Raw genomic sequence first — 19,874 nt, 5'->3', positions numbered from 1 at the left:
TTCTATCCATCCTTCAGGTAATCGTTAGGTCGTGCTTTTATTGGCCCGGCAGCAATACGCCGCCGGGCAAGACTGCAAAACTAGACGTCCAGCAGCAGACGGGTTGGATCTTCCAGCAGCTCTTTAATCGCAACCAGGAAGCCCACGGACTCGCGGCCGTCGATCAGGCGGTGATCGTAAGAGAGCGCCAGGTACATCATTGGCAGGATCTCCACTTTACCGTCAACCGCCATAGGGCGATCTTTAATGGCATGCATACCCAGGATCGCGCTCTGCGGCGGGTTGATGATCGGGGTAGACATCAGTGAACCGAATACGCCGCCGTTGGTAATGGTGAAGTTACCGCCGGTCAGGTCGTCTACGGTCAGCTTGCCGTCACGGCCTTTAACAGCCAGCTCTTTAATGTTCTTCTCGATGTCAGCCATACCCAGGGTATCCACATCACGCAGAACCGGGGTCACCAGGCCACGTGGAGTAGAAACCGCCATGCTGACGTCGAAATAGTTGTGGTAAACCACATCATCGCCATCGATAGAGGCGTTCACTTCCGGATAGCGTTTCAGCGCTTCAACAACCGCTTTCACGTAGAAGGACATAAAGCCCAGACGGATACCGTGACGTTTTTCGAAGGCGTCACCGTACTGCTTACGCAGGTCCATGATTGGCTTCATGTTCACTTCGTTGAAGGTGGTCAGCATCGCGGTGGAGTTTTTCGCTTCCAGCAGACGCTCGGCCACACGCTTACGCAGGCGAGTCATTGGTACACGTTTTTCGCTGCGGGCGCCCAGCGCAGGCTGTGCTGCCGGTGCCGCCGCAGGGGCTTTCGCTTCTGCCTGAGCAGGCGCTTTCGCCAGGTGCTTGTCGATGTCTTCGCGGGTCAAACGACCACCCACACCGGTGCCTTTGATGGCTGCCGGATCAAGGCTGTGTTCAGCCAGCAGGCGACGGATCGCCGGGCTGAGGGCATCGTTAGACTGTTCTTCCAGAGAAGCCTGCTGGCGCTGAGCCGGCGTAGAGGCTTTCTCTTCAGATTTCGCGCTGGACTCTTTGCCCGCGCTGTTGCCTTCACGCAGGCGACCCAGGATCTGACGAGAGGTTACGGTTGTGCCTTCATCTTCCAGCACCGCGTCCAGAACGCCATCCGCCGAAGCCGGTACTTCCAGTACCACTTTGTCAGTTTCGATTTCTACCAGCACTTCATCGCGCTTAACGGCATCGCCTGGTTTTTTGTGCCAGGTAGCGACGGTCGCATCTGCTACAGATTCAGGCAGGTCGGGAACAAGAATATCTACGCTACTCATTTTGTATCCTTTAATTAATCGACGTTCAGCGCGTCATTGACCAGATCTTGTTGCTGCTTCAGGTGAACGGACATATACCCTACCGCCGGAGAGGCGGAGGCCGGGCGACCTGCGTAACGCAGGGCTGCCCCAAATGGAATCACTTCACGGAAATGATGCTGGCTGCAGTACCATGCGCCCTGGTTAAGCGGCTCTTCCTGGCACCAGACAAAATCATGTACGTGAGCATATTGTTTCAGCACTTCCTGCATCGCCTGATGCGGGAATGGATAAAGCTGCTCGATACGCACGATGGCGACATCTTTCTGATTATTCTTGCGGCGCTGTTCCAGCAGGTCGTAATAAACCTTACCAGAACACATTACGACACGCTTCACGGCTTTCGGATCCAGCTCGTCAATCTCACCGATGGCTGGCATGAAGGTGCCGTTAGCCAGTTCATCCAGGCTGGAGACCGCCAGCGGATGACGCAGCAGGGATTTCGGCGACATTACCACCAGCGGACGACGCATACCGCGCAGCGCCTGACGACGCAGCATGTGGTACACCTGAGCCGGGGTGGACGGCACGCAGACCTGCATGTTCTGCTCAGCGCAGAGCTGCAGATAACGCTCCAGACGCGCGGAGGAGTGCTCCGGACCCTGGCCTTCATAACCGTGCGGCAGCAGCATCACCAGGCCACACATGCGGCCCCATTTCTGCTCACCAGAAGAAATGAACTGGTCGATAACCACCTGCGCGCCGTTGGCGAAGTCACCGAACTGCGCTTCCCAGATGGTCAGGGTGCGTGGTTCTGCGGTGGCGTAACCGTATTCGAATGCCAGTACCGCTTCTTCAGACAGTACGGAGTCCCAGACCTTGAACTGGCCCTGGCCGTTGTGCACGTGCTGCAGCGGGGTGTAAGTTGAACCGTTGGACTGGTTGTGAACCACCGCGTGACGGTGGAAGAAGGTACCACGGCCCGCATCTTCACCGGACAGACGAACAGGAATACCTTCGTCAACCAGGGTCGCATAGGCCAGGGTTTCCGCTCCGCCCCAGTCGAACAGCTTCTCGCCTGCCGCCATGGCCTGACGGTCGCCGTAGATTTTCGCTACGCGAGACTGCATTTCGATAGCGTCCGGTACGGTGCTGATGCGTTTAGCCAGCTCCTGCAGGCGCTTCATTTCGACCTTGTTCGGGTAGCTCTCATCCCACTCGTGGTTGAGGTACGGCGACCAGGTAAAGGAGTGCATGTTCATTGGGCGCAGCTCTTTCACTACGCATTCACCCGCATCCAGCGCGTCGCGATAAAGATTGACCAGCTCGGTCGCATCTTCCAGCGTCGCCACTTTTTCCGCTTCCAGCTTGTCTGCATAGATTTTGCGCGGCGTCGGGTGTTTTTTGATTTTCTGGTACATCAACGGCTGGGTTGCACTTGGCTCATCAGCTTCGTTGTGGCCGTGACGGCGGTAGCAGAACAGGTCGATCAGCACGTCGCGTTTAAAGGTGTTACGGAAGTCGAGCGCCAGACGGGTGACGAAAGCGACCGCTTCCGGGTCATCCGCATTCACGTGGAAGATTGGCGCCTGCACCATCTTACCGATGTCGGTGCAGTATGGGGTAGAACGCGCGTCTAGCGGGTTAGAGGTGGTGAAGCCCACCTGGTTGTTGATCACGATGCGAACGGTACCGCCCACTTCGTAACCACGCGCTTTCGACATGTTCAGGGTTTCCTGAACCACGCCCTGACCGGTAATCGCCGCATCGCCGTGAATGGTGATTGGCAGAACTTTGTTGCTGCTCGGCTCGTCCAGACGATCCAGACGCGCACGCACGGAACCGATAACCACCGGGCTGACGATTTCCAGGTGCGACGGGTTAAACGCCAGCGCCAGGTGAACCAGACCGCCTTCGGTTTCGATATCCGACGAGAAGCCCATGTGGTACTTCACGTCGCCGGTGCCGAGGTGTTCTTTATGTTTGCCCGCGAATTCGTCGAACAGGTCCTGCGGTTTTTTACCCAGCACGTTGACCAGTACGTTCAGACGACCACGGTGCGCCATGCCCAGTACCACTTCACGGGTACCGCTCTTGCCTGCGTGACGAATCAGCTCTTTCAGCATCGGCACCAGCGCATCACCGCCTTCCAGCGAGAAGCGTTTTGCGCCCGGGAATTTCGCGCCGAGATAACGCTCAAGTCCTTCAGCTGCAGTCAGTTCGTTCAGGAAGCGTTTTTTCTCGTCAGCCGAGAAGGTCGCATGGCCTGCTACGGATTCGATACGCTGCTGGATCCAGCGTTTCTCTTCGGTAGAGGTAATGTGCATGTATTCCGCGCCGATGGAGCCGCAGTAGGTTTGCTTGAGCGCGTTAATCAGCTCGCCCAGCTTCATCGTGTCTTTGCCGATGGCAAAGGAACCTACGTTAAAGCTTTCCTGGAAATCGGCCTCGGTCAGATCGTGATACGCCGGATCGAGATCGGCCACACGTTCTTGCTGCCACAGTCCCAGCGGATCGAGATTCGCATGCTGGTGACCGCGGAAGCGATAAGCGTTGATAAGCTGCAGGACTTTAACCTGCTTCGCATTGGTGTCAGGGTCGGAAATCGCAGAAGAGTAACGTGAGGCATCCTTCGCCAGACGACGGAAATAATCACGTGTTTTGGAATGGAATTGATCCGGTTTGACCCCTGTGCCAGGCAACTGCTGGAACATGGAACGCCAGTTTGCGTCCACTGAGTCAGGATCGGTTAAGAAGTCTTCATAGAGCTGTTCTATCCAGCTCTGGTTTGCACCAGAAAGGAAAGAAGAGTCCAGCCAGGCTTTCATTGCGCCGTTCTGCATCGTGATCCCTTAAGCATTTTTATGCTTACTTTCGCCGTAGAAACTACCACGTACACCACGTGTACGTGCCGGGGTTCACCTGCGAGCTCTTTTCATTTGGCCCGCGAAGGAACCTTTAGAAACTGTCTAGACTTCAGGGCAGTTTTTAAAGGTTTCTGCAATTTGCCCGGTGGCGCTGCGCTTACCGGGCCTACTGTTACGTAGGCCGGATAAGCGCAGCGCCATCCGGCGTTTTTACTTACGCACTGCGCTGCAGCAGCATCGACTTAATATGGCCGATGGCGCGCGTCGGGTTCAGCCCCTTCGGACACACACTGACGCAGTTCATGATGCTATGGCAGCGGAATACGCTGAAAGCGTCACTCAGTCCTTCCAGACGACTGTCGGTTTCGGTGTCGCGGCTATCGATCAGGAAGCGATAGGCAGCCAGCAGACCGGCCGGGCCGATAAACTTGTCCGGGTTCCACCAGAACGACGGGCAGGACGTTGAACAACATGCACAGAGGATACACTCGTACAACCCATCGAGTTTTTCACGCTGCTCAGGAGACTGTAAGTGCTCACGCGCAGGTGGATTTTGCCCATTATTCAATAAGTAAGGCTTAATCTTCTCATATTGTGCATAGAATTGCCCCATGTCTACCACCAAATCACGCACGACCGGCAGGCCTGGCAGAGGACGGATAACAATTTTCTGGCCAGGACGCTGCAACGCTGAAATTGGCGTGATGCAGGCCAGACCATTTTTGCCGTTCATGTTCACACCGTCAGAGCCACAGACCCCTTCACGGCAGGAGCGGCGGAACGACAGCGTCGGATCTTTTTCTTTCAGCTGGATTAAGGCGTCCAGCAGCATCATGTCACGACCCTCTTCCGCTTCCAGGGTGTAGTCCTGCATACGCGGAGCGTCATCAACATCCGGGTTATAACGATAAACTGAGAATTCGAGTTTCATTATCCTGTCTCCGCATTAATAAGTACGAATCTTCGGCGGGAACGCCGGACGCAGTTTCGGTTCCATGTTGACGCTACGACGCGTCATGGATTCCGACTCTGGCAGATACAGGGAATGGCACAGCCAGTTTTCGTCATCACGATCCGGGAAGTCGAAGCGGCTATGCGCGCCACGGCTTTCGGTACGGAAGTTTGCCGACACCGCAGTGGCATAAGCGGTTTCCATCAGGTTATCCAGCTCCAGGCACTCAACGCGCTGGGTGTTGAACTCGCTGGAGGTATCGTCCAGACGGGCATTTTTCAGACGCTCGCGGATCGCTTTCAGCTGTTCAAGGCCTTTGGCCATCGCGTCACCTTCGCGGAATACCGAGAAGTTGTGCTGCATGCATTCCTGCAGCGCTTTACGGATTTCCACCGGATCTTCGCCGTTACGGTTACCGTTCCAGCGGTTGAGGCGCGCAAGAGAGGCATCAATTTCGTCATCGGTTGCATCACGCAGCGCGCCCTGCTCGGCAATGGATTCCTGCAGATGCAGACCGACTGCACGGCCAAATACCACCAGGTCAAGCAGGGAGTTGCCGCCCAGGCGGTTTGCACCATGAACGGATACGCAGGCGATTTCGCCTACCGCGAACAGGCCAGGGATGACGACGTCTTCGCCCTGCTCGTTCACGGTCAGCGCCTGACCGGTCACTTTGGTCGGAATACCGCCCATCATGTAGTGGCAGGTTGGGATAACCGGAATCGGCTCTTTCACCGGGTCAACGTGTGCGAAGGTGCGGGACAGTTCCAGGATGCCCGGCAGACGGGATTCCAGCACCTCTTTACCCAGATGGTCGAGTTTCAGCTTCGCGTGTGGACCCCATGGGCCATCACAGCCGCGGCCTTCACGAATTTCGATCATGATGGAACGCGCCACCACGTCACGACCCGCCAGGTCTTTCGCATTCGGGGCATAACGCTCCATGAAGCGCTCGCCGTGTTTGTTCAGCAGGTAGCCACCTTCACCGCGGCAGCCTTCTGTCACCAGAACGCCCGCGCCAGCGATACCGGTTGGGTGGAACTGCCACATCTCCATATCCTGCACCGGCACGCCAGCGCGGATAGCCATACCAACGCCGTCACCGGTGTTGATGTGGGCGTTAGTTGTAGACTGATAAATACGCCCTGCACCGCCGGTTGCCAGCACGGTTGCACGCGCTTTGAAGTAAACCACTTCACCGGTTTCGATGCACAGCGCGGTACAACCCACCACTGCGCCATCGGCGTTTTTCACCAGATCCAGCGCATACCATTCGGAGAAGATAGTGGTGTGGTTTTTCAGGTTCTGCTGATACAGGGTGTGCAGCAGAGCGTGACCGGTACGGTCAGCCGCTGCCGCGGTACGTGCCGCCTGCTCGCCGCCGAAGTTTTTCGACTGGCCGCCAAACGGACGCTGATAGATGGTGCCATTTTCCAGACGGGAGAACGGCAGACCCATGTGATCCAGCTCCAGAATCGCTTCCGGGCCAGTTTTACACATATATTCGATGGCATCCTGGTCGCCGATGTAATCGGAACCTTTTACCGTGTCGTACATGTGCCATTCCCAGTTATCTTCGTGGGTATTACCCAGCGCAACGGTGATACCGCCCTGCGCAGACACTGTGTGGGAACGGGTTGGGAACACTTTTGAGAGCAGCGCGCAGCTCTGGCCGCTCTGGGAAATTTGCAGTGCGGCACGCATACCTGCGCCACCCGCACCAATCACAACAGCATCAAATTCTCTGACTGGCAGTTTCATTACACACCCCACACCACAACGAATCCATAAATAACGTAAACCACCAGAGCAACAACAATGGCCAGCTGCAGAGGGAGGCGAATCGCCAGAGGTTTAACGTAATCGGTCAGCACCTGCCACATACCAATCCAGGCATGAATAAGGATGGAGAACAGCGCCAGCAGGGTGAACACTTTGGTGAAGGCAGATCCGAAGAACCCACTCCAGATTTCCCACGTCAGCGTGCCGCTGGTGGCGAAGAAACCGATCATATAGATGATGTAAAGGGTGAGAACGATGGCGGTAGCACGGACAAGAATGAAGTCATGTACGCCGTTGCGTCCTAATGCGGAGGCGTTGCTTACCATACGAGAACTCCTGCGAGAAGTGAAAGCACGACAGTAATCACAAATGAAATGTTAGCGGAGCGTTTCCCGGCTTCGAACGTTTCTTCCAGGTAGCCAAAGTCCATCAGCATATGACGAACACCCACAACAACGTGGTACGCCAGCGCAGTCAGAATGCCCCACATGATAAATTTCACGAAGAAGCTGTTCATGATGGCAGAGGCCTGGAGGAATCCTTCAGGAGAAGAGAGGCTGGTGCCCAGTAACCACAGCAGAATACCGACCGCCACAAACGTAATCACACCGGATACACGGTGCAGAATGGACGCTATTGCTGTTACAGGGAACCGGATCGTTTTGAGATCCAGATTGACAGGTCTTTGTTTTTTCACATTTCTTATCATGAATAACGCCCACATGCTGTTCTTATTGTTTCCTTCCTCCGGACTGCGATGCGGGTCAAGCAGCGTTCCTTTTCTATAACTGCGCGTCATGCAAAACATTGCTTCCAAATGCTAAAACGACACGTTACAACGCTGGGTGGCTCGGGATTGCAGGGTGTTCCGGAGACCTGGCGGCAGTATAGGCCGTTCACAAAATCATTACAATTAACCTACATACAGTTTGTCGGGTTTTCTCTGGAACAGTGATCAGGGTCACGATAACAACATCTTTTTAATTTTTAATCATCTGATTTGACAAATGTTAAACAATATTGTTACAAACGTCATCAGAAAAGGCATATAATGCGCAAAAGTTATGAGGTCTCACTTTCACCTGACAAATAGTTATGTAACAGTGTGATGGTATTGACCGAAGTTATCAGGACAGTTATTAGTGATATACAGGTTTGAATAATTCGGACTGCAAAAACGCTGATTTGCTGTTGTTTCACTGATATTTCATTCGTTTACCTGCAAGGCGCCATAGCTCTGTACCCTGGTTTGTCCTCGTGAGCTGAGCGGTAAGCCAAATAACAATCTGGTAACGGTGATTAACAGCTGAAAGCAAATCCGGTAAAGCGCAGTCTTAAGCATAAGGCGCTAAGGAGACCGTAAATGGCTGATACAAAGGCAAAGCTCACCCTGGGTGGTGACAATGCTATTGAACTGGATGTGCTAAAAGGCACGCTCGGTCAGGATGTTATTGATATCCGTACGCTGGGTTCCAAAGGGGTATTCACCTTTGACCCTGGATTTACCTCTACCGCATCTTGCGAATCCAAAATCACCTTCATTGACGGTGACGAAGGTATCCTGCTCCATCGCGGCTTCCCCATCGATCAGTTAGCCACCGAATCCAACTATCTGGAAGTGTGCTACATCCTGCTGAACGGCGAAAAACCGACGCAGGCGCAATACGATGAATTCAAAACCACCGTGACCCGTCACACCATGATCCATGAGCAGATTACCCGTCTGTTCCATGCGTTTCGTCGTGACTCTCACCCAATGGCGGTGATGTGCGGGATTACCGGTGCGCTGGCGGCGTTCTACCACGACTCCCTTGACGTGAATAACCCACGTCACCGTGATATCGCAGCCTTCCGTCTGCTGTCCAAAATGCCGACCATGGCAGCGATGTGTTACAAATACTCTATCGGTCAACCGTTTGTGTATCCGCGTAACGACCTCTCATATGCCGGTAACTTCCTGCGCATGATGTTCTCCACGCCGTGCGAAGAGTATGAAGTGAACCCGGTACTGGAACGCGCGATGGACCGTATTCTGATCCTCCACGCTGACCACGAACAGAACGCCTCGACCTCTACCGTCCGTACCGCAGGCTCTTCAGGCGCGAACCCGTTCGCCTGTATCGCTGCGGGCATCGCCTCCCTGTGGGGACCGGCGCACGGCGGCGCGAACGAAGCAGCACTGAAGATGCTGGAAGAGATCAGCACCGTTGAGCACATTCCAGAATTCGTACGTCGCGCGAAAGATAAGAATGATTCCTTCCGCCTGATGGGCTTTGGTCACCGTGTTTACAAAAACTATGACCCACGCGCAACCGTAATGCGTGAAACCTGTCATGAAGTGCTGAAAGAGCTGGGCACTAAAGATGACCTGCTGGAAGTGGCGATGGAGCTGGAACACATCGCGCTGAACGACCCGTACTTCATCGAGAAGAAACTCTACCCGAACGTCGATTTCTACTCCGGTATCATCCTGAAAGCGATGGGTATTCCGTCTTCCATGTTCACCGTGATCTTCGCGATGGCGCGTACCGTAGGCTGGATTGCGCACTGGAACGAAATGCACAGCGAAGGCATGAAAATTGCGCGTCCTCGCCAGCTTTACACCGGCTACGAGCAGCGTGATTTTAAGTCTGATATTAAGCGCTAACAGAGATGCCCGGCGGCGCTACGCTTGCCGGGCCTACGTGTGCGAAATGTAGGCCGGGTAAGGCGTAGCCGCCACCCGGCTTTTTTATTTCTGACAGTGTGGACACCAGTAAAACGGTCGTGAAGAGAGCATTATCCTGTCGATAATCCCGCCGCACCGCTCGCACTTTTTTCCCGCCCGATGAAACACCTTAAAGCGGAACAGCGCCCCGTGATGCTTGTTCTCATCCACCACGCCGCGCGTGTTATAGGATAACCGCGGAATATCCAGCAGCGCATGGGACAGCGCCTCCAGCTGTTCATCACTTAACTGAGACGCTTTGTGCTGCGGTGCCAGCCCCACTTCCCACAGAATTTCTACCCGCAGATAATTACCTAGCCCTGCCAGGAACGCCTGATCGAGCAGTAACCCGGAAAATTGCCGGTTGCGGAATTTGGGTGATAACAATCGGGCTTTGACATCGCTCGCCGTCAGGCGCATGTCCAGCACGTCCGGCCCGACCCGCTGTAAGAACGGGTGCGTAAGCAGTTGCTCGGGCGTTAACATTTCTATATCCGACGCGCTGTAGAGCAGGATGGCTTTATCCGCCGTTTGCAGCCTGACGCGCAATACGCGGGTAGTTTGCGGCTGCTCATCCGCATTAACCACTCGCCAGACGCCATAAAGCTGGTTATGGCTATATAACGTCAGGTTATGGGAAAAATGCGTAAGCAACGCTTTTCCGCGCGTTTCAATATGCGTCACCGTTTGGCCCACCAGCTGTGTTTCAAACGCTTTCAGTTGAGGAAAAGCAAACCAGACATCCGTCAGGGTTTTGCCCTTTATCGCCGCCTCGAGGCTATCCGCCGCGCGGCGGATCTCCGGGCCTTCAGGCATTTTTCTGTCCTTATCGTGATTGTCAGGCGCTGACGAGGATCCCCTGTTCTGCAAAGGCCGCCCGTAAGCGGCGCGCAAACTGCAGCGCATGCTCGCCATCACCGTGTAAACAGACCGTATCCGCCTGCACGCTGGCCGTTGAGCCATCAGTCGCGTTGACAGTGCCCTCACGCACCATCTGAAGGGTCTGCGCAAGCGCCTGAGATTCATCGGTGATTAACGCGCCGGGTTGGGTCCGGGGAACCAGACTGCCATCAGGCAAATACCCTCTGTCGGCAAACACTTCCTGACGCGTGGTTAACCCCAGACGCTGCCCGGCGCGAATAAGCTCGCTTCCCGCCAGGCCAACCAGTATCAACTGCGGATTACAATCCCGTACCGCGCGGGCAATGGCGTCAGCCAGAGCGGGATCTTTCGCCGCCTGGTTGTAGAGCATGCCGTGCGGCTTCACGTGGCGTAACACGCCCTGCTGAGCTTGCACAATCGCCTCCAGCGCGCCAATCTGGTACAGCATCTGGGCGTAGACCGTCTCCGGTGGCAGTTCCATCGCGGTGCGGCCAAAGTTTTCCCGGTCGGGAAAGCTCGGATGAGCGCCAATCGCGACGCCGTTTTTAAGGGCATTGCGCACGCTCTCCAGCATGATCTGTGCATCACCCGCGTGAAAGCCGCAGGCGATATTGACCGAAGAGACCAGTGTCATCAGTTGGGCATCGGCACTGCCGCCCTCGCCCAGATCGGCGTTTAAATCAATCTTTACCATCGAGCCTCCACGCCAGCTGTTCCAGATAACGCTGCTGATCCTGACGCGCCTTTAGCGCCTCTTCCAGCGAACATTGCACGAAGTGGATCGGCTGTCCGAGGGGAATTTGCGCCAGATGATAGCGATCGGCCTCAATGATGCAGGCAATACGCGGATAACCACCCGTTGTCTGCGCATCGTTCATCAACACAATAGGTTGACCGTTACCCGGCACCTGGATGACGCCGGGCAACAAACCGTGTGAAAGCAATTCACGGTCAGTCGTGCGGGTCAGCGGCTGCCCCTGCAAACGATACCCCATACGGTTACTTTGTGGGCTGAGCTTCCACGGTGAGCGCCAGAAGGACTCTTTAGAGGCCTCGTCAAACTCATGATATTCCGGCCCCGGTAAGGCGCGGATCTGGTTTCCCCAAAGGAGTTGCTTCACGCCCTGAGTCGTCGAGAAGTGACGCGCAGAGGGCTTGATCGCCAGACGATCGCCATCGCGCAGCAAGCGTCCTTCGTGACCGCCAATACCGGCTTTCTGATCGGTACTGGATGAGCCCAGCACCTCCGGCACGTCAATACCGCCCGCCACCGCAAGATAGCTGCGTACCCCGTGCAGAGGACGCTTAAGCGTTAAACGCTGCCCGGCTTTCGCCCGCAGCCGCCAGCCGGTCCAGACCGCTTTGCCATCAAGCGTGGCATCGCACCCTGCGCCGGTTAACGCAAACCAGGTCTCCTGACTAAACTCAATGACACACTGGCCCAGCGTAATTTCGAGCGCAGCCGTATTGCCGGGGTTGCCCACCAGCACGTTAGCAATCTCAAGCGCAGGCCTGTCCAGCGCCCCACAGTAGCTCACGCCAGACTGGCGCATGCCAAAGCGGCCCGCATCCTGAACGGAGGTGTAAAGCCCGGCACGAATAAGCGTTAACATACGCCCTCCTTCTGCGGGATAAAGCGGAGGGTATCGCCAGGACGCAGGAGGACCGGCGATGCCTGACCGGGCTCAAATAACGGCGTAGACGTGTGCCCGATAAGCTGCCAGCCGCCAGGCGAAGCCAGTGGATAAATGCCGGTCTGCTCGCCGCCAATCGCGACGGTGCCAGCCGGCACGCTCAGCCGTGGCTCCGCCCGACGCGGCGTATGCAGCCTCGGGGAAAGTCCGCCAAGATACGGAAAGCCCGGCTGAAATCCTAAAAACCAGACAACGTAGTCAACGGAGGCGTGTAGCTCGACAACCTGTTTTTCCGTTAACCCGCAGTGCTGAGCGACCACGCAGAGATCGGGTCCCCCCGCGCCACCGTACACCACCGGGATCGCAATCGTTCTGGAGTCCGGCTCCAGCGCCTCACTCTCTTCCCACCAACGCTGCAAACGTTCAATGGCATCCAGAGCCAGCGTATGCGGGCTTCGCAGCACGACGGTAATGTTATTCATACCCGGAATGGCCTCAACCACTTCAGGCATGTCGGCCAGACGCTGGGTCAGCCGCCAGATACGCTTCTGTGTGGCCAGCGTAACGGGCGGCTCCAGCTCCAGTACCACTGCGGTTTCACCCAGAAGATAACAACGCGCTCGCTGCACTTAACTACCTCTCATCAGGCCGGATTAGGGATATCAATAAAGGTCACATCCAGATCGGTATTTTCCGTCAGCCACTCGCTGAGTGCGCGAATGCCGCCACGTTCCGTGGCATGGTGGCCTGCGGCGTAGAAATGGAGCCCCTGCTCGCGAGCGGAGTGAACCGTTTGCTCAGAGACTTCACCCGTAATAAACGCGTCGACACCGAAGCGCGCGGCGCTATCGATAAAGCCCTGCCCGCCCCCGGTGCACCAGGCAACACGCTTCACCAGATCCGGTCCGGTATCACCGCACCACAGTGGACGACGCCCGAGGCGCGCTTCGATCCATGAGGCCAGCTCCAGCCCCGGAACCGGCATCGCCAGTTCGCCCCACGGCACCAGCGGCTCAATTTCGCCCATCACGGTAATTCCCAGTAGCTGCGCCAGCTGTACGTTGTTGCCCAGCTCCGGGTGCGCATCCAGCGGCAGGTGATAGCCGTACAGGTTGATGTCATTTGCCAGCAACGTTTTCAGGCGGTTGCGCTTCATACCGCGAATAATCGGTGATTCGTTTTTCCAGAAATAACCGTGATGGACAATCACCGCGTCGGCCTCCTGACGAACAGCCTCGTCCAGCAGCGCCTGGCTTGCCGTCACGCCAGTAATAATTTTTTGTACCGTCTCACGTCCTTCAACCTGAAGCCCGTTCGGGCCGTAATCGCTGAAGGCGGTGCTGTTCAGTTTTTCGTTAATCAGGCTTTCCAGTTCGCTGTTTTTCATCATGACTCTCTCAAGCTTTGCGGGCGGTTTCATAGGCTGCCAGCGTGGCGACGCGCGCCTGTTTATGGTCAACAATCGGACGGGGATAATCGAGCTTCACGCCCTGTTTATCCGCCCATGTCCACGGTTCGTGGATCGCTTTCGCAGGAACATTCCTGAGTGCGGGCAACCAGCGGCGAATGAAGTCGCCGTCTGCGTCAAATTTTTGCCCCTGGGTGGTGGGATTAAAAATCCGGAAATAGGGCGCCGCATCGGTACCGGTAGAGGCGGCCCACTGCCAGCCGCCATTGTTCGCCGCCAGATCGCCATCTATCAACTGAGAAATAAAATAGCGCTCCCCGACACGCCAGTCGATAAGCAGATCTTTTACCAGAAAGCTGGCGGTAATCATTCGCAGACGGTTGTGCATCCACCCGGTTTCATTTAGCTGGCGCATCGCGGCATCCACAATGGGGTAGCCCGTTTCACCTTTCTGCCAGGCCTGTAAAGGCGCCTCATCGTGCTGCCATTTTACGTTATCGGTCCAGGGAATGAATGGACGATGCTTACATAAATCAGGGTGATACGTCATCAGATGACGATAGAACTCGCGCCAGATAAGTTCGTTAAGCCAGACCGAACCGGCCCCACCGTCCAGCGCCTGAGGCTGCTCGGCCAGCAGACGATGTAAACACTGGCGAGGAGAAAGGACGCCCAACGCCAGGCACGCGGATAAACGGCTGGTCCCTTCAATGGCCGGGAAATCCCTGCGAGCGTCATAGTCACCCGCGCCCTGTTTACAAAACTGGCGCAGCTTCGCGATAGCGGATTTTTCGTTTTCGGGGAACAGAAGCGCATCGAACGCCGCCTGGGGATAATTAAACGTCAGTTCCGGCAGGTCCGTTATCGCTTCCCCGCGGACTGCGGGTGCGGCCACGCACTCCGGCAGCGCCTCTTTAAGGCGTTTAACAAAGGCGTTTTTAAAGGGCGTAAACACTTTGTACATTTCATGACTGCCGGTCATGACGCTGCCCGGTGCCAGCATCACGCTGTCATCAAATCCCTGGCACTGTACATCTTTCAGTGATGTTTCCAGCTGGCGATCCCGCTGGCGTTCATTCACTTCGTACTGATAGTTATAAAAAAGATGCGTGACATGGTTCTGCTGACATATCTCCTGCACCGTCAGAAGCTGCGCGGCAAAATCACTAACCTCTTTATAAATCAAAGGAATGCCTTTTTCGGCAAGCGAGCATTGCAGATCGTTGAGATGCGCGTTGAGATAAGCCGCCTGTCGCGGCGCCATATCATGTTGCTGCCACTGTCCGGGCGTGGCGATAAACAGCGCCAGCACTCTGGCATCCTGAGAGCGGCAGGCTGCCGCAAGAGCGATGTTGTCATGCACGCGCAGGTCCGCGCGAAACCAAACCAGATGGGTGGGCATAAAACTCCAGGCAAATATCCATTATGTCCGTAAGGGCACGCCACCAAAGGAAAAAGCGGCGGGTTTTTACTGTACTTTGCCATGAAGTGTAGACGGGATGAAATAAAAAAGGCCGCCCGAGGCGGCCTTAACGCTACTTGTCCTGCGCTATCGTGGTCAATGCAACAAACCCGGTCGGTTCATCACGCTTAACAACAAGTACGCTGGCGACAATGAACGCAATGCATATATAGCGTTTCATTATGCGGTCCCTGCAGCTAACCGCTCCACCGTTCACCACCGGTGATAAGTCGGTGGACACAAGCCCGGGTAGGTGGGCTGCTTTACGGCTGTAAATACACCTTTCCCTGGACCGATGCCCATGTGCGAGATGGCGGAAAGGGACGAAGCATCATAATTAACATCAACAGCAAAGGTAAGATATTCGAATAAGATTAGGATTTTATAAAGGCTTAGAGGGATTGCCATCTGTTTGCAGGAGGGTATGATAAAAATCCCGGGTAGGGGCTGCAAGACCACCCAACGGACCGCGAATCCTGAGGGACAAAAAAACCGCCACATTCCTGTTGGCGGTTTTTTTATTGCTGTGTGTAGTCTTAGTATCAGTAAAAATCGCAGGTCGCTTTCTCGGCCTGATCCATCCACACAGGCTTCTCGCTGGTTTTCGCCCAGACGCGGTGCAGATAGCTGTAAAAACGTGCACGATCTTTCCAGAACAGCATCACCGGCAGAGCCAGCACGCCAGCCACTACGGCGAAAGCGCGACGCATGAACACGATATGAGCCGGATACTCTTTATAAAGATCCATATTTTCTCCCCTATAGTTGGCCGGAAACGTCATCCGGAAAATTCAAAATCTGTGACCTGGCTAAAATAATATCGCTTTGTTTGTAATTTTACTACTCATCCGACCACTTATTTTTATTCATTTAGTGAATATTTACATTCACTCCGTAACTAAGTTACAAAAAAGTTAACGATTTACTTATCAATAGTTAAATTGTGGGCTTTGCCATTTTTATACTTTTTTTACACCCACCCTCCCCATTTTTGCGAAATCTTTGCGCCGAAAATCCTACCGTTAGTACAACAACGAAAGTCACCCGGAGGTGGATTGTGAGTGCAGGTCTTATTGCCGGCATCGTGCTGGTGTTCCTGTTATTGGGTTATCTGGTTTATGCCCTGATTAATGCGGAGGCCTTCTGATGGCTGCTCAGGCGTTTCTGCTTATTGCCAGCTTCTTAGTGGTATTGTTCGTTCTGGCAAGGCCACTGGGAACAGGACTGGCACGATTGATCAACAACGTCCCCTTGCCTGGCACGGGAAGCGTTGAAAAAGGGATCTGGCGCGTACTGGGAATACACGATCGGGAGATGAACTGGCGTGAATATCTGATTGCCATTCTGCTGCTGAATATCGTTGGGCTCATTGCGCTTTTTGCCATGCTGATGCTGCAGGGCAGTCTGCCGCTGAACCCGCAACAATTACCGGGCCTGTCCTGGCATCTTGCGCTGAACACAGCGGTCAGTTTTGTCACCAACACTAACTGGCAGTCCTATTCTGGTGAAACCACGCTCAGCTATTTCAGCCAGATGGTCGGGTTAACCGTGCAGAACTTCCTCTCTGCTGCCAGCGGTATTGCGGTAATCTTCGCGCTGACGCGTGCGTTTGCGCGCCAGAAAGTGAGTACGCTGGGTAATGCGTGGGTGGATCTGCTGCGCATTACGCTGTGGATCCTGCTGCCGATTGCGCTGCTGATCGCACTCTTCTTTATTCAGCAGGGCACCTTGCAAAACCTGATGCCTTACGCGCCATATACCTCGCTGGAAGGGGCAAAACAGCTCCTGCCGATGGGGCCAGTGGCTTCGCAGGAAGCCATCAAGATGCTCGGGACAAACGGGGGTGGTTTCTTCAACGCCAACTCGTCGCATCCATTTGAAAACCCTACTGCCTTGACCAACTTTGTACAGATGCTGGCCATTTTTCTGATCCCCGCCGCGCTCTGCTTTGCCTTTGGCGACGTGGTCAACGATCGCCGTCAGGGGCGCACCCTGCTCTGGACCATGTCACTTATCTTTGTGGTCTGTGTCGCGCTGGTGATGTGGGCCGAATGGCAGGGGAACCCGCACTTCCTCTCGCTGGGCGCCGATAGCGCGATCAACATGGAAGGTAAAGAGAGCCGCTTCGGCATTCTCGCCAGCAGCCTGTATGCGGTAGTCACCACGGCGGCCTCGTGCGGCGCAGTCAATGCCATGCATGATTCCTTTACGGCACTGGGTGGCATGATCCCGATGTGGCTGATGCAGATTGGTGAGGTGGTGTTTGGCGGCGTGGGCTCGGGTCTTTACGGCATGCTGCTGTTCGTGCTGCTTGCGGTGTTTATTGCCGGTCTGATGATTGGCCGCACCCCGGAATACCTGGGTAAAAAAATTGACGTTAGCGAAATGAAATTAACCGCGCTGGCGATTCTGGTCACCCCTGCCCTTGTGCTGCTCGGCACCGCGCTGGCGCTGATGACCGAGGCCGGACGCAGCGGCATCTTCAACCCTGGGATTCACGGCTTTAGTGAAGTGCTGTATGCCGTCTCCTCGGCCGCCAACAACAACGGCAGCGCCTTTGCAGGCCTAAGCGCCAACTCGCCGTTCTGGAACTGTCTGCTGGCGTTCTGCATGTTTGTGGGTCGTTTCGGGATCATTGTGCCGGTCATGGCGATTGCCGGATCGCTGGTAAATAAAAAAATTCAACCGACCACCACCGGGACATTACCAACCCATGGCGCGCTGTTTATCGGCCTGCTGACGGGCACCGTGTTACTGGTCGGCGCCCTGACCTTTATCCCCGCCCTCGCGTTAGGCCCGGTCGCGGAATACCTCTCTTTACGCTGATTTTGCGGAGAAATTGTCATGAGTCGTAAACAACTGGCCCTGTTCGAACCGTCATTAGTTCGCCAGGCGCTCATGGATGCGGTGAAAAAACTGAGCCCGCGCGTGCAGTGGCACAATCCGGTAATGTTTATTGTCTGGGCGGGAAGCGTCCTGACCACCGCCCTGGCGATAGCCATGGGAACAGGCCACATGCCGGGAAATGCGATGTTTACCGGGGCTATCAGCCTGTGGCTGTGGTTCACCGTGCTGTTCGCCAACTTTGCGGAAGCGCTGGCGGAAGGCCGGAGTAAAGCCCAGGCCAACAGCCTGAAAGGCGTCAAAAAAACCGCCTTCGCGCGCAAGTTACGTGAACCCAAATACGGCGCGCAGATGGACCACGTTCCGGCGGATGAACTGCGTAAAGGCGATGTGGTGCTGGTGGAAGCCGGCGACATCATCCCATGCGACGGGGAAGTTATTGAAGGGGGCGCATCAGTGGACGAAAGCGCCATCACCGGGGAATCCGCGCCGGTTATCCGTGAATCCGGCGGCGATTTCGCCTCCGTGACGGGCGGGACGCGCATTCTCTCCGACTGGCTGGTGATCCAGTGTAGCGTTAACCCAGGTGAAACCTTCCTGGACAGGATGATCGCCATGGTGGAAGGCGCGCAGCGTCGGAAAACACCCAACGAAATTGCCCTCACCATCCTGCTGGTGGCCTTGACTATCGTCTTCCTGCTGGCAACCGCAACGCTGTGGCCGTTCTCCGCCTATGGCGGCACCGCGGTCACCATTACGGTTCTGGTGGCTCTGCTGGTCTGCCTGATCCCAACCACCATTGGCGGCCTGCTGTCTGCTATCGGCGTGGCCGGTATGAGCCGTATGCTTGGTGCAAACGTCATCGCCACCAGCGGACGTGCGGTTGAAGCTGCCGGTGACGTAGATGTCTTACTGCTGGATAAAACCGGGACCATTACCCTCGGTAACCGCCAGGCGTCAGATTTCTTACCCGCCCCAGGCGTGGATGAAAAAACGCTGGCGGATGCGGCACAACTCTCCTCCCTTGCCGATGAAACCCCGGAAGGCCGTAGTATTGTGATTCTCGCCAAGCAGCGCTTTAACCTGCGCCAGCGCGACGTGCAGAGCCTGCATGCCACTTTCGTGCCCTTCACGGCGCAAACCCGCATGAGCGGAATTAACATTCAGGATCGCATGATCCGTAAAGGCTCTGTTGACGCGATCCGTCGCCATATTGAGGCTAACAACGGCCACTTCCCACCGGAAGTGGACAGCCTGGTCGAGAGCGTGGCCCGTCAGGGGGCAACGCCGCTGGTGGTGGCCGAAGGCTCACGTGTGCTGGGGGTCATCGCCCTGAAGGATATCGTCAAAGGCGGCATCAAAGAGCGCTTTGCCCAGCTGCGTAAAATGGGGATCAAAACGGTGATGATCACCGGGGATAACCGTCTTACCGCCGCGGCGATTGCCGCCGAAGCGGGCGTGGATGATTTTCTTTCCGAAGCAACGCCGGAAGCCAAGCTGGCATTGATTCGTCAGTATCAGGCGGAAGGCCGTCTGGTGGCGATGACCGGTGACGGTACCAACGATGCCCCTGCCCTGGCGCAGGCCGACGTGGCGGTAGCGATGAACTCCGGTACGCAGGCAGCAAAAGAGGCGGGCAACATGGTCGACCTCGACTCCAACCCGACCAAGCTGATTGAAGTGGTGCACATTGGCAAGCAGATGCTGATGACGCGCGGTTCGCTAACGACGTTCAGTATCGCCAACGATGTGGCGAAGTATTTCGCCATCATTCCGGCCGCGTTTGCTGCGACCTATCCGCAATTAAACGCGCTGAACGTGATGCACCTGCACTCCCCGGCTTCGGCCATTCTCAGTGCAGTGATTTTTAACGCCCTGATTATTGTCTTCCTGATCCCGCTGGCGCTGAAAGGCGTGAGCTATAAGCCGCTCACCGCGGCCGCCATGCTGCGCCGCAACCTGTGGATTTACGGTCTGGGCGGGCTGGTGGTGCCCTTCATCGGTATCAAGGTTATCGACCTGCTGTTGACGCTGTTCGGCCTGGTTTAAAAGGTGA

General features: G+C 55.7%; 17 protein-coding genes. 4 read left to right on the top strand and 13 right to left on the bottom strand.

Features of this window, described 5'->3' with window-relative positions:
* Positions 1 to 80 precede the first annotated feature (80 nt).
* From odhB to sdhC, 6 genes are all read right to left on the bottom strand, one after another.
* A complete protein-coding gene (odhB, locus tag E3U32_RS12915) occupies positions 81 to 1,301 on the bottom strand; it encodes a 2-oxoglutarate dehydrogenase complex dihydrolipoyllysine-residue succinyltransferase (RefSeq protein WP_008501093.1) in 1,221 nt (406 codons plus the stop codon).
* 14 nt (positions 1,302 to 1,315) lie between these two features.
* On the bottom strand, positions 1,316 to 4,123 hold the full coding sequence (gene sucA / locus E3U32_RS12910; RefSeq protein WP_134349105.1) for a 2-oxoglutarate dehydrogenase E1 component: 2,808 nt from the start codon (positions 4,121 to 4,123) through the stop codon (positions 1,316 to 1,318).
* 238 nt (positions 4,124 to 4,361) lie between these two features.
* Positions 4,362 to 5,078, bottom strand: a complete 717-nt coding sequence (gene sdhB, locus E3U32_RS12905; RefSeq protein WP_008501090.1) for a succinate dehydrogenase iron-sulfur subunit SdhB — start codon at positions 5,076 to 5,078, stop codon at positions 4,362 to 4,364.
* 15 nt (positions 5,079 to 5,093) lie between these two features.
* Positions 5,094 to 6,860, bottom strand: coding sequence for a succinate dehydrogenase flavoprotein subunit (gene sdhA, locus E3U32_RS12900; RefSeq protein ID WP_134349104.1), 1,767 nt, complete (start codon positions 6,858 to 6,860; stop codon positions 5,094 to 5,096).
* Positions 6,860 to 7,207: a succinate dehydrogenase membrane anchor subunit gene (sdhD, locus tag E3U32_RS12895; RefSeq protein WP_008501088.1), complete on the bottom strand. Its 348-nt coding sequence runs from the start codon at positions 7,205 to 7,207 to the stop codon at positions 6,860 to 6,862. Before sdhD ends, sdhA begins: the two co-directional genes overlap by 1 nt.
* A complete protein-coding gene (gene sdhC, locus E3U32_RS12890; RefSeq protein WP_020684965.1) occupies positions 7,201 to 7,605 on the bottom strand; it encodes a succinate dehydrogenase cytochrome b556 subunit in 405 nt (134 codons plus the stop codon). Before sdhC ends, sdhD begins: the two co-directional genes overlap by 7 nt.
* A gap of 639 nt (positions 7,606 to 8,244) precedes the next feature.
* On the opposite strand from sdhC, the gene E3U32_RS12885 reads away from it, so the two are divergent.
* Positions 8,245 to 9,528, top strand: coding sequence for a citrate synthase (locus E3U32_RS12885; protein WP_134349103.1), 1,284 nt, complete (start codon positions 8,245 to 8,247; stop codon positions 9,526 to 9,528).
* Between the two features lie 84 nt (positions 9,529 to 9,612).
* On the opposite strand, the gene nei is transcribed toward E3U32_RS12885, so the two are convergent.
* The 7 genes from nei to E3U32_RS12850 all read right to left on the bottom strand — a co-directional run bounded on the left by nei (position 9,613) and on the right by E3U32_RS12850 (position 15,723).
* Complete coding sequence (gene nei, locus E3U32_RS12880) at positions 9,613 to 10,404, bottom strand: endonuclease VIII (RefSeq protein WP_134349102.1); 792 nt, start codon at positions 10,402 to 10,404, stop codon at positions 9,613 to 9,615.
* A 22-nt stretch (positions 10,405 to 10,426) separates the two neighbouring features.
* Positions 10,427 to 11,164, bottom strand: coding sequence for a 5-oxoprolinase subunit PxpA (gene pxpA / locus E3U32_RS12875; RefSeq protein WP_134349101.1), 738 nt, complete (start codon positions 11,162 to 11,164; stop codon positions 10,427 to 10,429).
* Positions 11,151 to 12,083, bottom strand: a complete 933-nt coding sequence (gene pxpC, locus E3U32_RS12870; RefSeq protein WP_134349100.1) for a 5-oxoprolinase subunit PxpC — start codon at positions 12,081 to 12,083, stop codon at positions 11,151 to 11,153. Before pxpC ends, pxpA begins: the two co-directional genes overlap by 14 nt.
* On the bottom strand, positions 12,077 to 12,733 hold the full coding sequence (pxpB, locus tag E3U32_RS12865; RefSeq protein ID WP_134349099.1) for a 5-oxoprolinase subunit PxpB: 657 nt from the start codon (positions 12,731 to 12,733) through the stop codon (positions 12,077 to 12,079). Before pxpB ends, pxpC begins: the two co-directional genes overlap by 7 nt.
* A gap of 14 nt (positions 12,734 to 12,747) precedes the next feature.
* Positions 12,748 to 13,491 (bottom strand): type 2 GTP cyclohydrolase I, encoded by a 744-nt coding sequence (locus tag E3U32_RS12860; protein ID WP_134349111.1) that lies wholly within the window; start codon positions 13,489 to 13,491, stop codon positions 12,748 to 12,750.
* 10 nt (positions 13,492 to 13,501) lie between these two features.
* A complete protein-coding gene (gene phrB, locus E3U32_RS12855; protein WP_134349098.1) occupies positions 13,502 to 14,914 on the bottom strand; it encodes a deoxyribodipyrimidine photo-lyase in 1,413 nt (470 codons plus the stop codon).
* A gap of 602 nt (positions 14,915 to 15,516) precedes the next feature.
* A complete protein-coding gene (locus E3U32_RS12850) occupies positions 15,517 to 15,723 on the bottom strand; it encodes a YbfA family protein (protein WP_013097552.1) in 207 nt (68 codons plus the stop codon).
* 308 nt (positions 15,724 to 16,031) lie between these two features.
* On the opposite strand from E3U32_RS12850, the gene kdpF reads away from it, so the two are divergent.
* Genes kdpF through kdpB form a run of 3 tightly spaced genes read left to right on the top strand, consistent with a single transcriptional unit; the run spans position 16,032 to position 19,867 of the window.
* Positions 16,032 to 16,121 (top strand): K(+)-transporting ATPase subunit F, encoded by a 90-nt coding sequence (kdpF, locus tag E3U32_RS12845; protein WP_014069365.1) that lies wholly within the window; start codon positions 16,032 to 16,034, stop codon positions 16,119 to 16,121.
* A complete protein-coding gene (gene kdpA / locus E3U32_RS12840; RefSeq protein WP_134349097.1) occupies positions 16,121 to 17,800 on the top strand; it encodes a potassium-transporting ATPase subunit KdpA in 1,680 nt (559 codons plus the stop codon). The genes kdpF and kdpA overlap by 1 nt, the downstream gene beginning before the upstream one ends.
* Positions 17,801 to 17,818: 18 nt before the next feature.
* Positions 17,819 to 19,867 carry a potassium-transporting ATPase subunit KdpB gene (gene kdpB, locus E3U32_RS12835; RefSeq protein WP_032641682.1) on the top strand — a complete coding sequence of 683 codons (2,049 nt, stop codon included), beginning with the start codon at positions 17,819 to 17,821 and terminating at the stop codon, positions 19,865 to 19,867.
* Positions 19,868 to 19,874 lie beyond the last annotated feature (7 nt).

Origin of the sequence: Lelliottia nimipressuralis (assembly GCF_004402045.1) — a bacterium.
GTDB lineage: Bacteria > Pseudomonadota > Gammaproteobacteria > Enterobacterales > Enterobacteriaceae > Enterobacter > Enterobacter chinensis.
Note: the sequence above shows the minus strand (reverse complement) of the source record. Positions and strands in the feature narration are given on the sequence as shown.